The sequence below is a fragment of the Streptomyces sp. NPDC002994 genome, assembly GCF_040611155.1.
Lineage (GTDB): Bacteria > Actinomycetota > Actinomycetes > Streptomycetales > Streptomycetaceae > Streptomyces.
In genome coordinates this window covers 23,715-38,912 of sequence record NZ_JBEXNQ010000038.1, presented here as the reverse complement: position 1 = coordinate 38,912, position 15,198 = coordinate 23,715, and the positions used below count along the sequence as shown (strand labels likewise).

General features: G+C 70.2%; 17 protein-coding genes and 1 riboswitch. Of the genes, 10 read left to right on the top strand and 7 right to left on the bottom strand.

Annotated elements, in window-relative coordinates; all coding sequences use genetic code 11:
• Positions 1-22 precede the first annotated feature (22 nt).
• Positions 23-799, bottom strand: coding sequence for an enhanced serine sensitivity protein SseB (locus tag ABZX79_RS34330; protein WP_355266783.1), 777 nt, complete (start codon positions 797-799; stop codon positions 23-25).
• Between the two features lie 207 nt (positions 800-1,006).
• Positions 1,007-1,696, bottom strand: a complete 690-nt coding sequence (locus ABZX79_RS34325; RefSeq protein WP_355266780.1) for an AAA family ATPase — start codon at positions 1,694-1,696, stop codon at positions 1,007-1,009.
• A 127-nt stretch (positions 1,697-1,823) separates the two neighbouring features.
• A riboswitch (glycine riboswitch) is annotated at positions 1,824-1,921 on the top strand.
• Between the two features lie 148 nt (positions 1,922-2,069).
• On the opposite strand from ABZX79_RS34325, the gene gcvT reads away from it, so the two are divergent.
• From gcvT to ABZX79_RS34290, 7 genes are all read left to right on the top strand, one after another.
• On the top strand, positions 2,070-3,185 hold the full coding sequence (gene gcvT / locus ABZX79_RS34320) for a glycine cleavage system aminomethyltransferase GcvT (protein WP_355266777.1): 1,116 nt from the start codon (positions 2,070-2,072) through the stop codon (positions 3,183-3,185).
• A 58-nt stretch (positions 3,186-3,243) separates the two neighbouring features.
• Positions 3,244-3,624 carry a glycine cleavage system protein GcvH gene (gcvH, locus tag ABZX79_RS34315; protein ID WP_214974828.1) on the top strand — a complete coding sequence of 127 codons (381 nt, stop codon included), beginning with the start codon at positions 3,244-3,246 and terminating at the stop codon, positions 3,622-3,624.
• A 19-nt stretch (positions 3,625-3,643) separates the two neighbouring features.
• Positions 3,644-4,906 (top strand): serine hydroxymethyltransferase, encoded by a 1,263-nt coding sequence (gene glyA, locus ABZX79_RS34310; protein ID WP_355266774.1) that lies wholly within the window; start codon positions 3,644-3,646, stop codon positions 4,904-4,906.
• 145 nt (positions 4,907-5,051) lie between these two features.
• Positions 5,052-6,419, top strand: a complete 1,368-nt coding sequence (locus tag ABZX79_RS34305) for an L-serine ammonia-lyase (RefSeq protein WP_355266771.1) — start codon at positions 5,052-5,054, stop codon at positions 6,417-6,419.
• A 152-nt stretch (positions 6,420-6,571) separates the two neighbouring features.
• Complete coding sequence (locus tag ABZX79_RS34300; RefSeq protein ID WP_355266768.1) at positions 6,572-6,844, top strand: hypothetical protein; 273 nt, start codon at positions 6,572-6,574, stop codon at positions 6,842-6,844.
• Positions 6,841-7,233, top strand: a complete 393-nt coding sequence (locus ABZX79_RS34295; protein ID WP_355266765.1) for a PIN domain-containing protein — start codon at positions 6,841-6,843, stop codon at positions 7,231-7,233. The genes ABZX79_RS34300 and ABZX79_RS34295 overlap by 4 nt, the downstream gene beginning before the upstream one ends.
• A 109-nt stretch (positions 7,234-7,342) precedes the next feature.
• Entirely contained in the window at positions 7,343-7,504 is a 162-nt protein-coding gene (locus ABZX79_RS34290) for a hypothetical protein (protein ID WP_355266762.1), read from the top strand.
• A 193-nt stretch (positions 7,505-7,697) separates the two neighbouring features.
• Here ABZX79_RS34290 and ABZX79_RS34285 read toward each other — a convergent pair whose 3' ends face one another.
• The 3 genes from ABZX79_RS34285 to ABZX79_RS34275 all read right to left on the bottom strand — a co-directional run bounded on the left by ABZX79_RS34285 (position 7,698) and on the right by ABZX79_RS34275 (position 11,317).
• Complete coding sequence (locus ABZX79_RS34285; RefSeq protein WP_355266760.1) at positions 7,698-8,498, bottom strand: SAM-dependent methyltransferase; 801 nt, start codon at positions 8,496-8,498, stop codon at positions 7,698-7,700.
• An 80-nt stretch (positions 8,499-8,578) separates the two neighbouring features.
• Positions 8,579-9,727, bottom strand: coding sequence for an agmatine deiminase family protein (locus ABZX79_RS34280; RefSeq protein ID WP_355266757.1), 1,149 nt, complete (start codon positions 9,725-9,727; stop codon positions 8,579-8,581).
• 36 nt (positions 9,728-9,763) lie between these two features.
• Positions 9,764-11,317: an APC family permease gene (locus ABZX79_RS34275; protein WP_355266754.1), complete on the bottom strand. Its 1,554-nt coding sequence runs from the start codon at positions 11,315-11,317 to the stop codon at positions 9,764-9,766.
• A gap of 175 nt (positions 11,318-11,492) precedes the next feature.
• Between ABZX79_RS34275 and ABZX79_RS34270 the strand changes: the two genes are divergently transcribed.
• Positions 11,493-12,128 (top strand): TetR/AcrR family transcriptional regulator, encoded by a 636-nt coding sequence (locus ABZX79_RS34270; RefSeq protein WP_355266751.1) that lies wholly within the window; start codon positions 11,493-11,495, stop codon positions 12,126-12,128.
• A gap of 43 nt (positions 12,129-12,171) precedes the next feature.
• On the opposite strand, the gene ABZX79_RS34265 is transcribed toward ABZX79_RS34270, so the two are convergent.
• On the bottom strand, positions 12,172-12,969 hold the full coding sequence (locus ABZX79_RS34265) for a lysophospholipid acyltransferase family protein (RefSeq protein WP_355266748.1): 798 nt from the start codon (positions 12,967-12,969) through the stop codon (positions 12,172-12,174).
• A complete protein-coding gene (locus ABZX79_RS34260; RefSeq protein WP_355266745.1) occupies positions 12,966-13,745 on the bottom strand; it encodes a GNAT family N-acyltransferase in 780 nt (259 codons plus the stop codon). Before ABZX79_RS34260 ends, ABZX79_RS34265 begins: the two co-directional genes overlap by 4 nt.
• Before the next feature lie 170 nt (positions 13,746-13,915).
• Here ABZX79_RS34260 and ABZX79_RS34255 point away from each other — a divergent pair, with 170 nt between their 5' ends.
• Complete coding sequence (locus ABZX79_RS34255; RefSeq protein ID WP_355266742.1) at positions 13,916-14,374, top strand: GNAT family N-acetyltransferase; 459 nt, start codon at positions 13,916-13,918, stop codon at positions 14,372-14,374.
• Positions 14,375-14,515: 141 nt separating this feature from the next.
• Positions 14,516-15,091, top strand: a complete 576-nt coding sequence (locus ABZX79_RS34250) for a TerD family protein (RefSeq protein WP_355266739.1) — start codon at positions 14,516-14,518, stop codon at positions 15,089-15,091.
• Positions 15,092-15,198 lie beyond the last annotated feature (107 nt).

Sequence of the window (15,198 nt, the reverse complement as noted above, 5' to 3'; positions counted from 1 at the left end):
CTGACACAGAGCACGAGTCGGGTCAGGCGCGTGTGTAGAAGGGCCGCACCTTCTCCAGCATCCAGCCGGCGACGGGGTCCTGGGCCGCCACGTCCAGCAGCACCAGGTTGACCTGCCAGGGCACCTGGACGCGGCCGAGCGCCCGGCCGAGGGCGTCCATCGGGGCGTTGCGGTCGGCGCCCTCCCAGGAGGACAGCTGTACGCCGACGAAGAGCGTCGGGGACTCGCCCTCGACGCTCGCGAGCGCCCGACGGGCGGTCAGCACGACGCCGCTCTCCTGGAATTCCCCGGCGGCGGCGGAGAGGAAATCAACCGGCTCCTCCTGCCAGTCCGGCTCGAAGAGCCGCACCCTTCCACCACTGGCCGGCCCGTCCAGCGGCGTACGCCCGGCCCGGCAGAGCTCGGCGACGGCGGGCGGCGGCAGCGGCACGCCGACCGCGCCGTCCGGGTTCACCGCGATGCCGAGCTGCGGCGGCAGGCCGCGGGCGAACTCGCGGGCGGGCGCCACGGCGAAGGACATGTGCGGCCCGGCGCACTGGCGCAGTTGCTCCTCGGAGCTGTACACGGGGACGTACGCCTCGCCGTGGATGTCCATGGTGGGCAGGTCGAGGTTCGGCGCGTCGGGTCCGCCGCCGGCCGGCAGCGGCACCCACACCTGGCTGCGGCCGAGTACTTCTACGATGCGGCCGCCCGCCGCGGGGTTGCCGAGCGAGGCACCGAGTACCTCTTCGAGCTCGTTGCCGGGCCAGCCGTTGCCGCCGTGCGGGTGGGCGGGTACGGGGAAGTCGGGGTAGTCCACGGGACGACTTTAACGCGGGGCGCGGGGACGCCCTACGGGCGTGTCCTCAAACGCCGGACGGGCTGAATGTGCCGCTTGCGGCACGTCTCAGCCCCTCCGGCGTTTGAGGAGCGGGGTCTGGGGCAGCGCCCCTCACGCGGCGGAGCCGCAAAGTGTCACAGCGGGAAGGGGCGGGTAGGGGAAAGCCCGCCGCAGGCGCCCCCCGCGCTACGCCCGCTCCGCCGAGCCGGGGAAGTCGATCAGCGCCAACGCCCCCGCCGCATCCCGGTCCAGCAGCACAGCCGACGCACACCCCACCGGCACCCGCCCCGCCTCCGCATCCCGCACCAGCCGCCCCACCGCCCGCCGGTGCCGGGCAAACGCGTACCCCGACACCCCGCGGCCCCGCTCCTCCTGCCCGGCCCGCGCCACATCCGCCGTAACGTCCAGCAGCACCAGATGCAGCGCGACCCCCCGGCGGCGGGCATCGCGCGCCAGCCAGCGCCGCACCCAGGCCTGCGTCCCGCAGTCGTGGACCACGACGCTCTCGCCCGAGCGCAGCGCACGTCGCAGGCCGGCATAGTGCGCCGCCCGCACCAGCGGCCGGTACAGCGCGTACGGCAGCAGACGCGGCATCCGCGCCTCCCAGCGCTCCCGCACGTCCTGCGAGTCGATACGGTGCGTCGCTCCCGCCGTGGCCGTACGCCGGATGAGGGTGCTCTTGCCACTGCCGGGCAGACCGGAGACGACCACTACGTCGCCGGCCCCGAACGCCAGCGCCCCCGGACTGCGCCCCGCGCGCTCGCGCAGATCACGCACCGTGGGCACAGGCCACCGCGCGGCCTCCCGCACCGGCACGCCGTGCTGTGTGGGCACCGCGGCCGTCGTCGCGTACGCACCGGACTGCTGCAACGTCATCGTCTTCCCCCTGTCGGGTGTCCCCCACCCTTCCCCCCACCCTTGCCCAAGAAGTGTAAAGAAAAGGTAATGCGCCACAAGTCCATTTCCGTGCAATGATGTGCCCGCCAACTGCATACCGGCCGCTTGAATCCGCGCGGGAGAGTCCGAAGCACTGTGTGCCCAGGACGCCGAAGGAGCAAGTTCCTCCCTTGAATCTCTCAGGCCCCGTACCGCGCGGGCGAGGCAGATCTGAAAAGCGGGCCGCTTCGTCGCGGCTCCACCCAAGGTGCAAGCCGAGACAGCCAACTGCGACTCTCTCGGTGAACCTCTCAGGTTCCGATGACAGATGGGGAGGATTGTCCTCGCCTGTCATGCCCTGGGAGCCCCGCACATGAGCAATGTCCCCCGCCACACCGCCCTCGATGCGCTGCATCGTTCGCTGGGCGCCACCATGACCGACTTCGCGGGCTGGGACATGCCGCTGCGGTACGCCAGCGAGCGTGACGAGCACAACGCCGTACGTACCCGCGCCGGCCTCTTCGATCTCTCCCACATGGGCGAGATCACCGTCACCGGCCCCCAGGCCGTGGACGCCCTCAACTACGCGCTCGTCGGCAACATCGGCACCATCGGCCTCGGCCGCGCTCGCTACACCATGATCTGCCAAGAAGACGGCGGCATCGTCGACGACCTGATCGTCTACCGCCTCGGCGAGACCGAGTACATGGTTGTGGCCAACGCCGGCAACGCCCAGATCGTCCTCGACGCCATCACCGAGCGCGCCGCCACCTTCGACGCCGTCGTACGGGACGACCGTGACGCGTACGCCCTGATCGCCGTCCAGGGCCCCGAGTCCCCCGGCATCCTGAAGGCCGTCACCGACGCCGACCTCGACGGGCTGAAGTACTACGCCGGTCTCCCCGGCACCGTCGCCGGCGTCCCCGCCCTCATCGCCCGTACCGGCTACACCGGCGAGGACGGCTTCGAGCTCTTCGTCTCCCCGGCCGACGCCGAGCAGCTGTGGCAGGCGCTCACGGACGCGGGCAAGGACGTCGGCCTGGTCCCCGCCGGCCTCTCCTGCCGCGACACCCTGCGCCTCGAAGCGGGCATGCCGTTGTACGGGCACGAGCTGACCACCTCGCTCACCCCCTTCGACGCGGGCCTCGGCCGGGTCGTGAAGTTCGAGAAGGAGGGCGACTTCGTCGGCCGCGCCGCCCTCGAGGCCGCCGCCGAGCGCGCCGAGACCGCCCCGCCGCGCAAGCTCGTCGGCCTGATCGCCGAAGGCCGCCGCGTCCCCCGCGCCGGTTTCCCCGTGGTGGCGGACGGCAAGGTCATCGGCGAGGTCACCTCCGGCGCCCCGTCCCCGACGCTGGGCAAGCCGATCGCCATGGCATACGTCGACGCCGCGCACGCGGCACCCGGCACCTCCGGTGTCGGCGTCGACATTCGCGGTACGCATGAGCCCTACGAGGTCGTCGCGCTGCCGTTCTACAAGCGCCAGAAGTGACCCCCCGCACAACCTCCCCGTTCACCAGCACTCCCCCGCGTACAGGAGAATTCAGCTCATGAGCAACCCCCAGCAGCTGCGTTACAGCAAGGAGCACGAGTGGCTGTCGACCGCCGAGGACGGCGTCGCGACGGTCGGCATCACGGAGTTCGCGGCCAACGCGCTCGGTGACGTCGTCTACGCGGACCTCCCCGCCGTCGGCGACACGGTGACCGCGGGCGAGACCTGCGGCGAACTGGAGTCCACCAAGTCGGTCAGCGACCTGTACTCCCCCGTGACCGGTGAGGTCGTCGAGTCCAACCAGGACGTCGTCGACGACCCGTCGCTGGTGAACTCCGCCCCGTTCGAGGGCGGCTGGCTCTTCAAGGTGCGCGTCTCGGAGGAGCAGCCCGACCTGCTCTCCGCCGCCGAGTACGACGCCCTCTCCTCCGGCAACTAATACCTCGAACGGGACCGTGATGACGCTTCTCAACACTCCCCTGCACGAGCTCGACCCGGACGTCGCCGCCGCCGTCGACGCCGAGCTGCTCCGCCAGCAGTCCACCCTCGAAATGATCGCTTCGGAGAACTTCGCTCCGGTCGCCGTCATGGAGGCCCAGGGCTCCGTACTCACCAACAAGTACGCCGAGGGTTACCCGGGCCGCCGCTACTACGGCGGCTGCGAGCACGTCGACGTCGTCGAGCAGATCGCGATCGACCGCATCAAGGCGCTCTTCGGCGCCGAGCACGCGAACGTACAGCCGCACTCGGGCGCCCAGGCCAACGCGGCCGCGATGTTCGCGCTGATCAAGCCCGGCGACACGATCATGGGTCTGAACCTGGCCCACGGCGGGCACCTGACCCACGGCATGAAGATCAACTTCTCCGGCAAGCTCTACAACGTGGTCGCGTACCACGTGGACGACGCCACCGGTGAGGTCGACATGGCCGAGGTCGAGCGCCTCGCCAAGGAGTCGAAGCCGAAGCTGATCGTGGCCGGCTGGTCGGCGTACCCGCGCCAGCTGGACTTCGCCGCCTTCCGCCGCATCGCGGACGAGGTCGGCGCGTACCTCATGGTCGACATGGCGCACTTCGCCGGTCTGGTCGCCGCGGGCCTGCACCCCAACCCGGTGCCGCACGCCCACGTCGTCACCACGACCACGCACAAGACGCTCGGCGGCCCGCGAGGCGGAGTGATCCTGTCGACTCAGGAGCTCGCCAAGAAGATCAACTCCGCGGTCTTCCCCGGTCAGCAGGGCGGCCCGCTGGAGCACGTCATCGCCGCGAAGGCGGTCTCCTTCAAGGTGGCCGCATCCGAGGAGTTCAAGGAGCGCCAGCAGCGCACCCTGGACGGCGCCCGCATCCTGGCCGAGCGCCTGGTGCAGGCCGACGTCACCGAGCACGGCGTGTCCGTCCTCACCGGCGGCACGGACGTCCACCTGGTCCTCGTCGACCTGCGGAACTCCGAGCTCGACGGCCAGCAGGCCGAGGACCGTCTCCACGGGCTCGGCATCACGGTCAACCGCAACGCCATCCCGAACGACCCCCGGCCCCCGATGGTCACCTCGGGTCTGCGGATCGGTACGCCCGCCCTGGCCACCCGCGGTTTCCAGACCGAGGACTTCGCCGAGGTCGCGGACATCATCGCCGAGGCGCTGAAGCCGTCGTACGACGCCGACGCCCTGGCCGCCCGCGTCACGGCCCTGGCCGGCAAGCACCCCCTTTACCCTGGTCTGAAGTAGTTACGTACGACACAGACTGAATATCGGGGCACCGCGCACACTGAACAGTGAGTGCGGTGCCCCGCACCGTGTCACCCCCGCCTTGATCATCTGCACCACCCCCCGCAGGCAGACAACGGCGTCTACCCACCCTTAGGAGTTCCCCGTGGCCATCTCGGTCTTCGACCTGTTCTCGATCGGCATCGGCCCCTCCAGCTCCCACACGGTCGGCCCGATGCGCGCCGCCCGCCTGTTCGCGGGCCGCCTCAAGAACGACGGCCTGCTGGCCCACACCGCCTCGATACGTGCCGAGCTGTTCGGCTCGCTGGGCGCGACCGGCCACGGCCACGGCACCCCGAAGGCCGTGCTGCTCGGCCTGGAGGGCAATTCCCCGCGCACGGTCGACGTCGAGACCGCCGACGCCCGAGTCGAGCAGATCAAGGCCGACAAGCGCATCACGCTCCTCGGCGCGCACGAGATCGGCTTCGACTTCGACGAGGACCTGATCCTGCACCGCCGCAAGGCCCTGCCGTACCACGCCAACGGCATGACCCTGTGGGCGTACGACGCCGAAGGCACCCCCCTCCTGGAGAAGACGTACTACTCGGTGGGCGGCGGCTTCGTCGTGGACGAGGACGCGGTGGGCGAGGACCGCATCAAGCTCGACGACACGGTGCTGAAGTACCCCTTCCGCACCGGCGACGAGCTGCTGCGCCTGGCCAAGGACACCGGTCTGTCGATCTCCGCCCTGATGCTGGAGAACGAGAAGGCCTGGCGCACGGAGCCCGAGATCCGCGAGGGGCTCCTGGAGATCTGGCGGGCCATGCAGGACTGCGTCGCGCGCGGCATGGCCCAGGAGGGCATCCTGCCCGGTGGCCTGAAGGTGCGCCGCCGCGCCGCGAACACCGCGCGCAAGCTGCGCTCCGAGGGCGAGCCGCTGGCCCTCGCGATGGAGTGGATCACGCTCTACGCGATGGCGGTCAACGAGGAGAACGCCGCAGGCGGCCGCGTCGTCACCGCCCCGACGAACGGCGCCGCCGGCATCATCCCGGCGGTCCTGCACTACTACATGAACTTCATCCCGGGCGCGGACGAGGAGGGCGTGGTCCGCTTCCTGCTCTCCGCGGGCGCGATCGGCATGCTCTTCAAGGAGAACGCCTCGATCTCCGGCGCCGAGGTCGGCTGCCAGGGCGAGGTCGGCTCCGCCTGCTCAATGGCGGCCGGCGCCCTGGCCGAGGTCCTCGGAGGCACCCCCGAGCAGGTCGAGAACGCGGCCGAGATCGGCATGGAGCACAACCTGGGCCTGACCTGCGACCCGGTCGGCGGCCTGGTCCAGATCCCGTGCATCGAGCGCAACGGCATGGCGGCGGTCAAGGCCGTCACGGCGGCGAAGATGGCGATGCGCGGCGACGGCAGCCACAAGGTCTCCCTGGACAAGGTCATCAAGACCATGAAGGAGACCGGCGCGGACATGTCGGTCAAGTACAAGGAGACCGCACGCGGCGGCCTCGCGGTGAACATCATCGAGTGCTGAGGCCGTAGGCCCTGACCAGCGCGTCTCGTTCTTTCGGCGATGTCGGGGCCTTCCCTGCTTACGCGGGGGAAGTCCCTGGAACCTCCCTGGGACAGCCCTCGGGAGCAGTCACCCACAGCCCGCAATAACAAGAGTTTTGTTAAACTCGAGCCATGGCTACCTCACCGGCTCCCGGCGAAGGACCCGTCCGGCCCGTATCCGTCTCGCTCCACGAAGGCACCATCGCTGCCCTCAAGGAGCGCACGGGCAAGCGAGGCATGTCCGCCTACGTCGAAGCCCTCATCCAGCGCCAACTGGAGCGGGACCGACTGCGCGAACTCATCGAAGACGCGGAAGCCGAACACGGCCCGGTCGATCAGGCGGCAGTCGACGCCAAGCGAGCGATCCTCCGCGGTTATACGGCCGACTCGGCAGACGCCGCGTGAGCGGCACGCTCGTCCTCGACTGCGAAGGCCTGTCCAAGCTGGTACGACGCTCACCCGAGATCACAGAGTGGCTGGCCGCAGCCGAAGCCGAAGACATCCGCGTCGTGACTAGCTCCGTCACCCTCGTCGAAGCCCGCGACCCCAAGGTCAACCAGGCCCGCTTCGACTACGCCGTCTCCCGCGTGAACGTCATCCCGCCCACCGAAGCCATCGCCCGCCACGCCAGCAAGCTCCTCGCCACAGCAGGACTGCACGGCCACAAATACGCCCTCGACGCCATCGTGGCCGCCACCGCACTCACCTCGCCCGCCCCGGTGACCGTCCTGACGTCGGACCCCGAAGACCTCCTGATGCTCTGCGGCCCCGGCATCCGCGTGATCAAAATCTGACCCGCAGGCCCCCTGACGCCGAGACCGTCCGCGCGCCCTCGCCGCCGTACAGGAGGTGTACGGGGTGACTGCCACTGTGCGCGCAAGGCATTCGGCAACGGAGGCGCGCGTGGTTGAGACCAAGGGCGAGGGCTGGACATGGAACGAGTGGGCGGAGACGGCCCCGTTCTACGGAGTGGACGATACGCTGTCGCTGGCGCAGAACGTCACCAACTCGGCCTTCCGCAAGTTCTGCGGCTCGGACGCCGTCGGCGCGCCACGGGAAGCCTGACACCGGTGGTCGGGGCACCATGACCAGCCCCGGTACCTCAGAGCCCTGATCACAGACGGCTCCCCTATCGGTCAAGTAAAAGGACACCGCGCGCGGCGGCCTCGCGGTGGACATCATCGAATGCTGACGGGACGGGCCCTGATCAGCGCCTTGGTGTCTTTCAGCGCTGTCAGGGCCTTCCCCTGGCTGCTGTTCAGGGCTTGCGGGCGACGCCGCTGAACATGGCTACCTCGGCCGGTACGCCGTTGGTGTCCGGCTCGGGGCGCCAGCGGCTGCACGACACCACGCCGGGGGCGAGGAGTTCCAGGCCGTCGAAGAAACGGGTGACCTGGTCAGGAGTGCGCTGGGTGAGCTTCGGGGTGCCGTGCTCGTTCCAGAACGCGACCGCCGCGTCCACATCGGGCATCGCCGGATCCGTGATCGTGTGCGACAGGACCAGGTGGCTCCCGGACGGCAGCGCGTCCATCAGGCGGCGGACGATGCCGTACGCCTGAGCGTCGTCCTCCAGGAAGATGACCACGCCGAGCAGCACGAGCGCGACCGGCTGACTGAAGTCCAGGGTCTTCGCCGCGTGTTCCAGGATCCGGTCGACGTTGCGGAGGTCCTCGTCGAGGTAGTCGGTCCTCCCCTCGGGTGTGCTGGTGAGCAGGGCGCGCGCGTGGACGAGCACCAGCGGATCGTTGTCGACGTAGACGACGCGGGATTCCGGTGCCAGCCGCTGGGCCACCTCGTGGGTGTTGTCGGCCGTCGGCAGACCGGTGCCGATGTCGAGGAACTGCCGGATCCCGCAGTCGGCGACCAGGTGCCGCACCGCTCGCCCGAGGAACAGCCGGTCCGCCTGGGCGTAGTCGCCGATGCCCGGGTGCAGCTTGCGGATCTGGTCACCGGCCTCCTGGTCGACCGGGTAGTTGTCCTTGCCGCCCAGCCAGTAGTTCCAGATCCGTGCCGTATGAGGCTGCGCGGTGTTGATCCTGTCGCGGTGCTGCTCGGCCACGGGGCCCCCTTTGGAGTCACGCTCGGTTCAAGGTCAACGCGCAGCCTATATACGGGACTTACCTCCGGGGGCGGCAGGCTCTACGTGCGGGGAACGTGCTGGGTTACGCAGTGGACTCCGCCGCCGCCGTAGGCGAGCGTGCGCGCCGGGGCGGCGACCACTTCGCGGCCGGGGAAGAGCGTACGGAACTGGGCGAGGGCGAGCGTGTCTTGCGGTTCGTTCGCGACGGGGACGACCACGCTGCCGCTCGTCTCGTAGTAGTTGGTGTAGCTGAACGTCTCCACGAGCAGCCCGTTGTGCCGGAAGTGGGGCTGGTGCCGCATCTCCACCACCTCGAACCGGCGGCCGCGGGCGTCGGTCGTGCCCTGGAGGACAGCCAGGTTGGCCGCCATCCGGGAGTGGTTAGGGCTGGTGGTGTCGGGCTGGGTATGTACGAGGAGCTTGGCCGGGCCAAGGTAGGCGGCGACCAGATCGACGTGTCCGTTGGTGACGTCGTCGTTGTTGAGGCCGTACGGAAGCCAAATGAGCTTCGTGGCGCCGTACGCGGCCAGCAGCGCCGCCTCGATCTCGGCGCGGGTCATGGTGGGGTTGCGGTTGGGGTTGAGCAGGCACTCCTCTGTGGTGATGAGAGTGCCCTGGCCGTCGGTGATGACCGCGCCGCCCTCAAGGATCATGGCGACGTCCTTGCGCGGGACCCCGAGGTACTGGCACACGCCGACCGGCAGGAAGTCGTCCTTGTCGTACGGGTACTTGTTGCCCCAGCCGTTGAAGCCCAAGTCGAGCCCGGTCTTCTGGGTCTTCGTCACGTTCAGGGCGAAGACAGGTCCGGTGTCGCGGGTCCAGCAGTCGTTCACCGGGTACTCGATGACGGTGACCGTACTGCCGCACTGCCGGCGCGCTTCCGCGGCCTGACCGGGCTCCGCGACCATGGTGACCGGTTCGAACCGGGCGATGCTCCTGGCGATACCGGCGATCTCGGCCTGGACGTCGGGGAGCAGTCCGCCCCACCCGATGGTCCGGTCCCAGGGCCACGCCATGACGCAGCCGGAGTGCGGCTCCCATTCGGCCGGTGCGGTGTACTTCTCCTCCGTCTGCGCGGCAGCCGGGGCGGCGAAGGCACGGCCGCCGACCGCGGTGGCCACGGCGGTGGCCGCCACGGTGGTCAGCGCGGCTGCGCCGAATCCTCTCCTGGACATCCGGGGCGCGTTCACGTTTACGTTCACGTTCATGGCAACACTCCTTGTTGGCTGAGGGAGACAGGGAGATCAGGAAGGTTCGGTCGCGAGCTCGGCACGCTGCTCCGCGCCCGCATCCGCATCCGCCACGGCCCGGTCGGCGGCGCGGAGCTTGTCCTGCGGGCGCTTGGCCAGCAGGTAGAGAAGACCGGCGGTGATCACGACGCCGGTGCCCAGCAGTCCGGCCCAGACCTGGTACCAGGGGGCGCCGGGCGGGGCGAGGATGGCGCGGGGCCAGCAGACGTTCGCGACCTCGAAGGCCGTCCACAGCACCGCCAGCACGTTGAGGAACGTGCCCTTGCGTCCCTGTCGTATGTGACCGGAGGGCACCCAGGTGCCGCGCAGGCGGGCGACGAGCGCGGCCAGCGAGACCAGGAAGAACGGCAGGAAGGTGGCCGCCGTACCGAAGGCAATCAGGCTGCCGATGGCCGTGGCGTTCAGGCCGAGCAACAGGCCGGAGCAGCTGACCACGGTGGAGGCGATCAGCCCGCCGATCGGTGCCTGTCGCCGGTTGACCTTCCGTACGTACCGGGAGAGGGGGAAGACGCCGTCGCGCGCCAGCGAGTACACGCCGCGGGCGGCGCCGCCCTGGGATGCCATGGCGCAGGCGAGGAACCCGATCAGTACGACGAGTACGAACGGCTTGTCGGACCAGGAGCCGAACGACGAGATCACAGCGGTCGTTACGGGGTCCAGGTCCTCCCCCGCCACCACGGCCGCCGGGTCGGGGTGGGCCAGGGAGACCGCCATGGCGTTGAGGATCACGACGACGCCGACGCTGAGCAGCGCCCACCACATGGCGCGCGGCACCTGGCGGCCCGCGTCCTTCGTCTCCTCGGCCGTCGAGACGCAGGCGTCGAAGCCGATGAAGCCCCAGCCGGCGACGGCCAGGACGGCCAGGAACGCCATCGCGGTGGAGCCGCCGGACAGCTGCTCGGCCCCCAGCGTCTCGGTGAACATCGCGAAACCGTGCTCGCGGAAGAACAGCAGCAGGGCGAAGCCGACGAGCACCGACGCCACCGCCTCGGCGGCGATGCCCAGCGACACGAACCAGCTGAGGATCTTGATGCCGAAGGCGTTGACCAGCATGCAGCCGAGGAGGATGCCCGCGGCCACCGCGACCATCGTCCCCGGCGTGGGCGTGACGCCGACGAGGGCGAAGACCCAGGGCGCGGCCAGATAGGCCACCGTGGTGTTCCCGAACATCACCGCGAACTGCCACACCCAGCCGCTCATCCACCCGAAGGTCGGACCGAGAAGCCGCCGTCCCCATTGGTAGGGGCCGCCGGTCAGCGGCCACTGGGACGCCAGCTCGGAGTAGACGTTGACGACCAGGCACTGGCCGAGCAGGACGACCGGCAGCGCCCACACCCAGGCGGGCCCGGCGATCATCGTCCCGACCATGGACACCGCGTACAGCGCGACCACCGGCGAGACCACGGCGAAGCCCATGGAGATGTTCCCCAGGATGCCGAGGCTGCGTCGCAGCTCCTGCTTGTATCCCAGGTCGCTGAGCCGGGCGGAGTCTGTGTCATGGACGGCTTGGGTGGCGTGGGTGGCGTGGGTGGCTTGCGGTTCTGGCACGGTGCACCTCGGAGGGCTGAGGGTGGCGAGGGAAGCGGTCGGTCGGCATCGCACTGCCGACCTAAATCTAACCTTGTTAGGTTTAGGGGCTGCGGGGACCGTAACGCGCCCCCGTCCGCTTGTGAAGCCCCTGCCGCCGAGTAACCTGACCGGCGAAAGAGGGGGAGCCGCCACCATGGCCCGACCGAGTCAGCCGCTGCTGAGCCGCGCGATCATCGCGCGCGCCGCGCTGGAACTGATCGAAGAGGAAGGCCCTCAGGCCCTCAAAATGCGGTCGCTCGCCGAGCGGCTAGGGGTCCGTGGCGCCTCGCTGTACCACCACGTCGCCTCCAAGGACGACCTGCTGGACGCGGCCTCGGAACTCATCAACGAGGAGATCGATCTCCGCCCGCTCCAGGACCCGCAGTGGCGCGACGGCCTCACCGAGTACGCCCGCGGCTACCGCCGGGTGTACCTGCGCTACCCGAACGTCATCGCCCTGGTCGCCCGTCGCCGGGTCGAGGCCGACAAGGCCCTGCGGGGTTACGACGCCCTGCTGGCCACCCTCATCCGTGCGGGCTGCACCCCGGACCGGGCGGCCGAGGCCGCCGCCACCTTCGACTACCTCGTCCTCGGCTCCGCCCTCGAAACCTTCGCCGCCGGATTCACCCGCGCCCCGGCGGGCTACCGCCCCGACTACCCCGCCCTGGCCGACTCCCTGGAGTCGTCGGACGCCCGTCCCGGGGGCCTCGCCGCCCTCGACGACCGCGGTTTCGAACTGGGCCTGCGCCTCATCCTGGACGGCCTCGCCGCTCAGCTCGCGGCGTCGTAGGGCGTCGTTGCAGGGCATCGTTGCAGTGCATCGTTGCAGAGCATCAGGGAGCGTGAGCGAGCGGCTGCGCACCGCCGACGGCGGCCAGCGCTTCGGCCGCCAGCGACCGCCGGTCGGTGAGCAGCAGCGGTGGGTGCGCGGTGACCCGCGCGGTCAGGCCGGACGCGCCGGCCACCCGGCGCAGCGAGGTGACGAAGTCCTCGTCGCCGAGGAACGCGGCCACTGTGCTGGGGGCGCCCGTCTGCTCGTACGAGATCGTCACCGGCCGGACGGGCGCGCCCGCGTCGAGCGCCGCCTGGAAGGTCGCCCGGCGGAACCTGCCACCCGGCGCGGAGCACCAGGTGGTGGCCTGGGGGAAGACCAGTACGGACCGCCCGGAGCTCAGCACCGACGCCAAGTCGGCCATGACACGGGGAAGTTCGCGCAGCTCCTCGCGGTCGATGAAGCGGGTGCCGACGCGCCGCGCGAGGGTGCCGATGACCGGCCACTGGCCGATCTCCCGCTTGGCGAGGAGAGTCACGGGCTCCACGGCGAGTACGGCGACGACGTCGAGCCAGGAGATGTGGTTGGCCACGATCAGGGTGCCGGGTCTTCCGCTTCCGCCGGGCACGGTGAGCGGTTGGGGGCCGGCCACCATCCGTATGCCGAGGGCCCCGAGAATGTTCAAGGCCTGGCCGCGCAGCGCCTCGGGTTCGGCGAGCCGGTCGCCCCTGGACACCCCACGGGCGATCGTGCGGGCGAGGGCGGCGCAGCGCCGTACCGCTTCCGCCATCGGAACCCGTGGGGCCGCGTCGGCGGCGCAGTCCGGCGCGCATCCGGCGTCCACAGCCCAGGGATTCACCGGGTTTCGCCCCCGCCCTCGCCCAGGAAGAAGCGGCGGTAGCGGTCCCCGAGCCGGTCCATGTCCAGCAGGACGAAGAAGTCGGCGACGTCGAACTCGGGGTCGTGGGTGGGCGCCCCGCACATCCACGCGCCGAGCCTGAAGTAGCCCCGCAGCAGCGGCGGCAGATCGGCGTAACCGGTCTGCTCCGCCGTCGGACCGGCGGGCATCCAGGGCCTGCGGGGGTGCACCCGCAGCTCGGGCGGCGACGAGTGCTTCGCCGTGCCGAGCAGCCAGGCGCCGGCCGCCGTCCTGCCGCCGTCCGACAGGGGTACGGAGGCACAGCCTGCCAGGTAGCGGTGGCCGGAGAGCAGGACGTAACGGGCGAGCGCGGACCACATCAGGTTGATCACCGCGCCGGAGCGGTGGTCCGGGTGTACGCAGGAGCGGCCGGCCTCGATCATGGCCGGGCGCAGGCCGTCGAGCGCCCGCAGATCGAATTCGCTGTCGGAGTAGGAGCGTTCGGTCCGTCCCGGCGGCAGCAGCCGGTAGGTGCCGACCACCTCGCCGGTCGTGCTGTCGGTCACGATCAGGTGGTCCACGAATTCGTCGTACGCGTCGATGTCGTGTCCGGGCAGGGACGAGTCGAGGGTCGCGCCCATCTCCTCGCCGAAGACCCGGTACCGCAGCCGCTGCGCTGCCCGGATCTGCTCGTCGGAGTCCGCGATGGAGGTGACGTACGAACTGGTGGGGGTGGGGGTGAGGGCGGTGGCAGTGGCGGTGGTTATGGGGCGCATGAGGTGCCGTTCTCCGTCCGGTTCGGGGCCGATCGCGCAAGGAGCATGGCGGCGGCGGCGGTCGGGCCGGTGACAGGGAGGGCCGGCCGCCGGATCCGTGGAATGAACAGCGGGGTTCGGGGGCCGGGCGGCTGTCGCCTTCGCGGCGAGGGGTGAGTAATACTCTCCGTATGGCTTCAAGCGTTACGGGCGTCCGGCGGGCGACCGCACGGGACGCGAAGCGGCTCACGCGGCTCGTGCGGAGTTCGCGCGCGTACGAGGGGCCGTACGCCCCGATGGTCGCGGGCTACCGGGTCGGGCCCGACTACATCGAGACGCACCGGGTCTTCGTGGCCGTCGACTCCGAAGACGACCGGGTGCTCGGGTTCTACTCCCTCGTCCTCGACCCGCCCGAGCTGGACCTGATGTTCGTCGCCGACTCCGCCCAGGGCCTCGGCATCGGCCGCCTGCTCGTCGCGCACATGGTCGGCGAGGCGCGGGAGGCGGGGATCGCCGGCGTGCGCGTCGTGTCGCACCCGCCCTCCGAGGGCTTCTATCTGAGCGTGGGCGGCGAGCGGACCGGAACCGAACCCGCCAGTCCGCCCGCGGTGATGTGGGACCGCCCCGAACTGGTCATTCCGGTCGGCTGACCCCAGTTGCGCGGCCATTGCGCGGCCATTCGGAGGACTGAGGGGAACGGACGGGAACTGAGCGGCCCGCGCAAGCGTTGGCGGGTTGGGCAAAGAGATCGTCAAAGGGCGCGGCCCGCGCCGGATTGAGCAGGGATCTTCATGGGTGTCAGTCTCTCCAAGGGCGGCAACGTCTCGCTCTCCAAGGAGGCCCCCGGCCTGACCGCCGTCACGGTGGGCCTGGGCTGGGACGTACGCAGCACGACCGGTACCGACTTCGACCTCGATGCCAGCGCCCTGCTGGTCGATGCCAACAACAAGGTCGTGTCGGACCAGCACTTCGTCTTCTTCAACAACCTCAAGAGCCCCGACGGCTCGGTGGAGCACACCGGTGACAACCTCACCGGTGCGGGCGAGGGCGACGACGAGCAGATCAAGGTGGGCCTCTCGACGGTTCCGCCCGAGGTCGACAAGGTCGTCTTCCCGGTTTCGATCCACGAGGGCGAGAGCCGCGGCCAGAGCTTCGGCCAGGTGCGCAACGCCTTCATCCGGGTCATCAACCAGGCGGACAACAACGAGCTCGCGCGTTACGACCTCTCCGAGGACGCCTCGACCGAGACCGCCATGGTCTTCGGCGAGCTCTACCGCAGCGGCGCGGAGTGGAAGTTCCGTGCCGTCGGCCAGGGGTACGCCTCGGGTCTGCGCGGCATCGCGACGGACTTCGGCGTCAACATCTGATACGCCGCTGCGGGGCTGTCCGTGCCGGGAGACCGGTACGGACAGCCCGGTTGGCCATGCGCGGCACCTTCCCACCAGTCCGACCAGTCGGTACGTTCCTGGTTACC

Coding starts and splice junctions, on each gene's coding strand:
- ABZX79_RS34280 (WP_355266757.1), bottom strand. CDS start 9,727: ATGAACGTGAACGTAAACGTGAACGCGCCCCGGATGTCCAGGAGAGGA.
- ABZX79_RS34325 (WP_355266780.1), bottom strand. CDS start 1,696: ATGACGTTGCAGCAGTCCGGTGCGTACGCGACGACGGCCGCGGTGCCC.
- ABZX79_RS34300 (WP_355266768.1), top strand. CDS start 6,572: ATGGCTACCTCACCGGCTCCCGGCGAAGGACCCGTCCGGCCCGTATCC.
- glyA (WP_355266774.1), top strand. CDS start 3,644: ATGACGCTTCTCAACACTCCCCTGCACGAGCTCGACCCGGACGTCGCC.
- ABZX79_RS34260 (WP_355266745.1), bottom strand. CDS start 13,745: ATGCGCCCCATAACCACCGCCACTGCCACCGCCCTCACCCCCACCCCC.
- ABZX79_RS34255 (WP_355266742.1), top strand. CDS start 13,916: ATGGCTTCAAGCGTTACGGGCGTCCGGCGGGCGACCGCACGGGACGCG.
- ABZX79_RS34270 (WP_355266751.1), top strand. CDS start 11,493: ATGGCCCGACCGAGTCAGCCGCTGCTGAGCCGCGCGATCATCGCGCGC.
- gcvT (WP_355266777.1), top strand. CDS start 2,070: ATGAGCAATGTCCCCCGCCACACCGCCCTCGATGCGCTGCATCGTTCG.
- gcvH (WP_214974828.1), top strand. CDS start 3,244: ATGAGCAACCCCCAGCAGCTGCGTTACAGCAAGGAGCACGAGTGGCTG.
- ABZX79_RS34250 (WP_355266739.1), top strand. CDS start 14,516: ATGGGTGTCAGTCTCTCCAAGGGCGGCAACGTCTCGCTCTCCAAGGAG.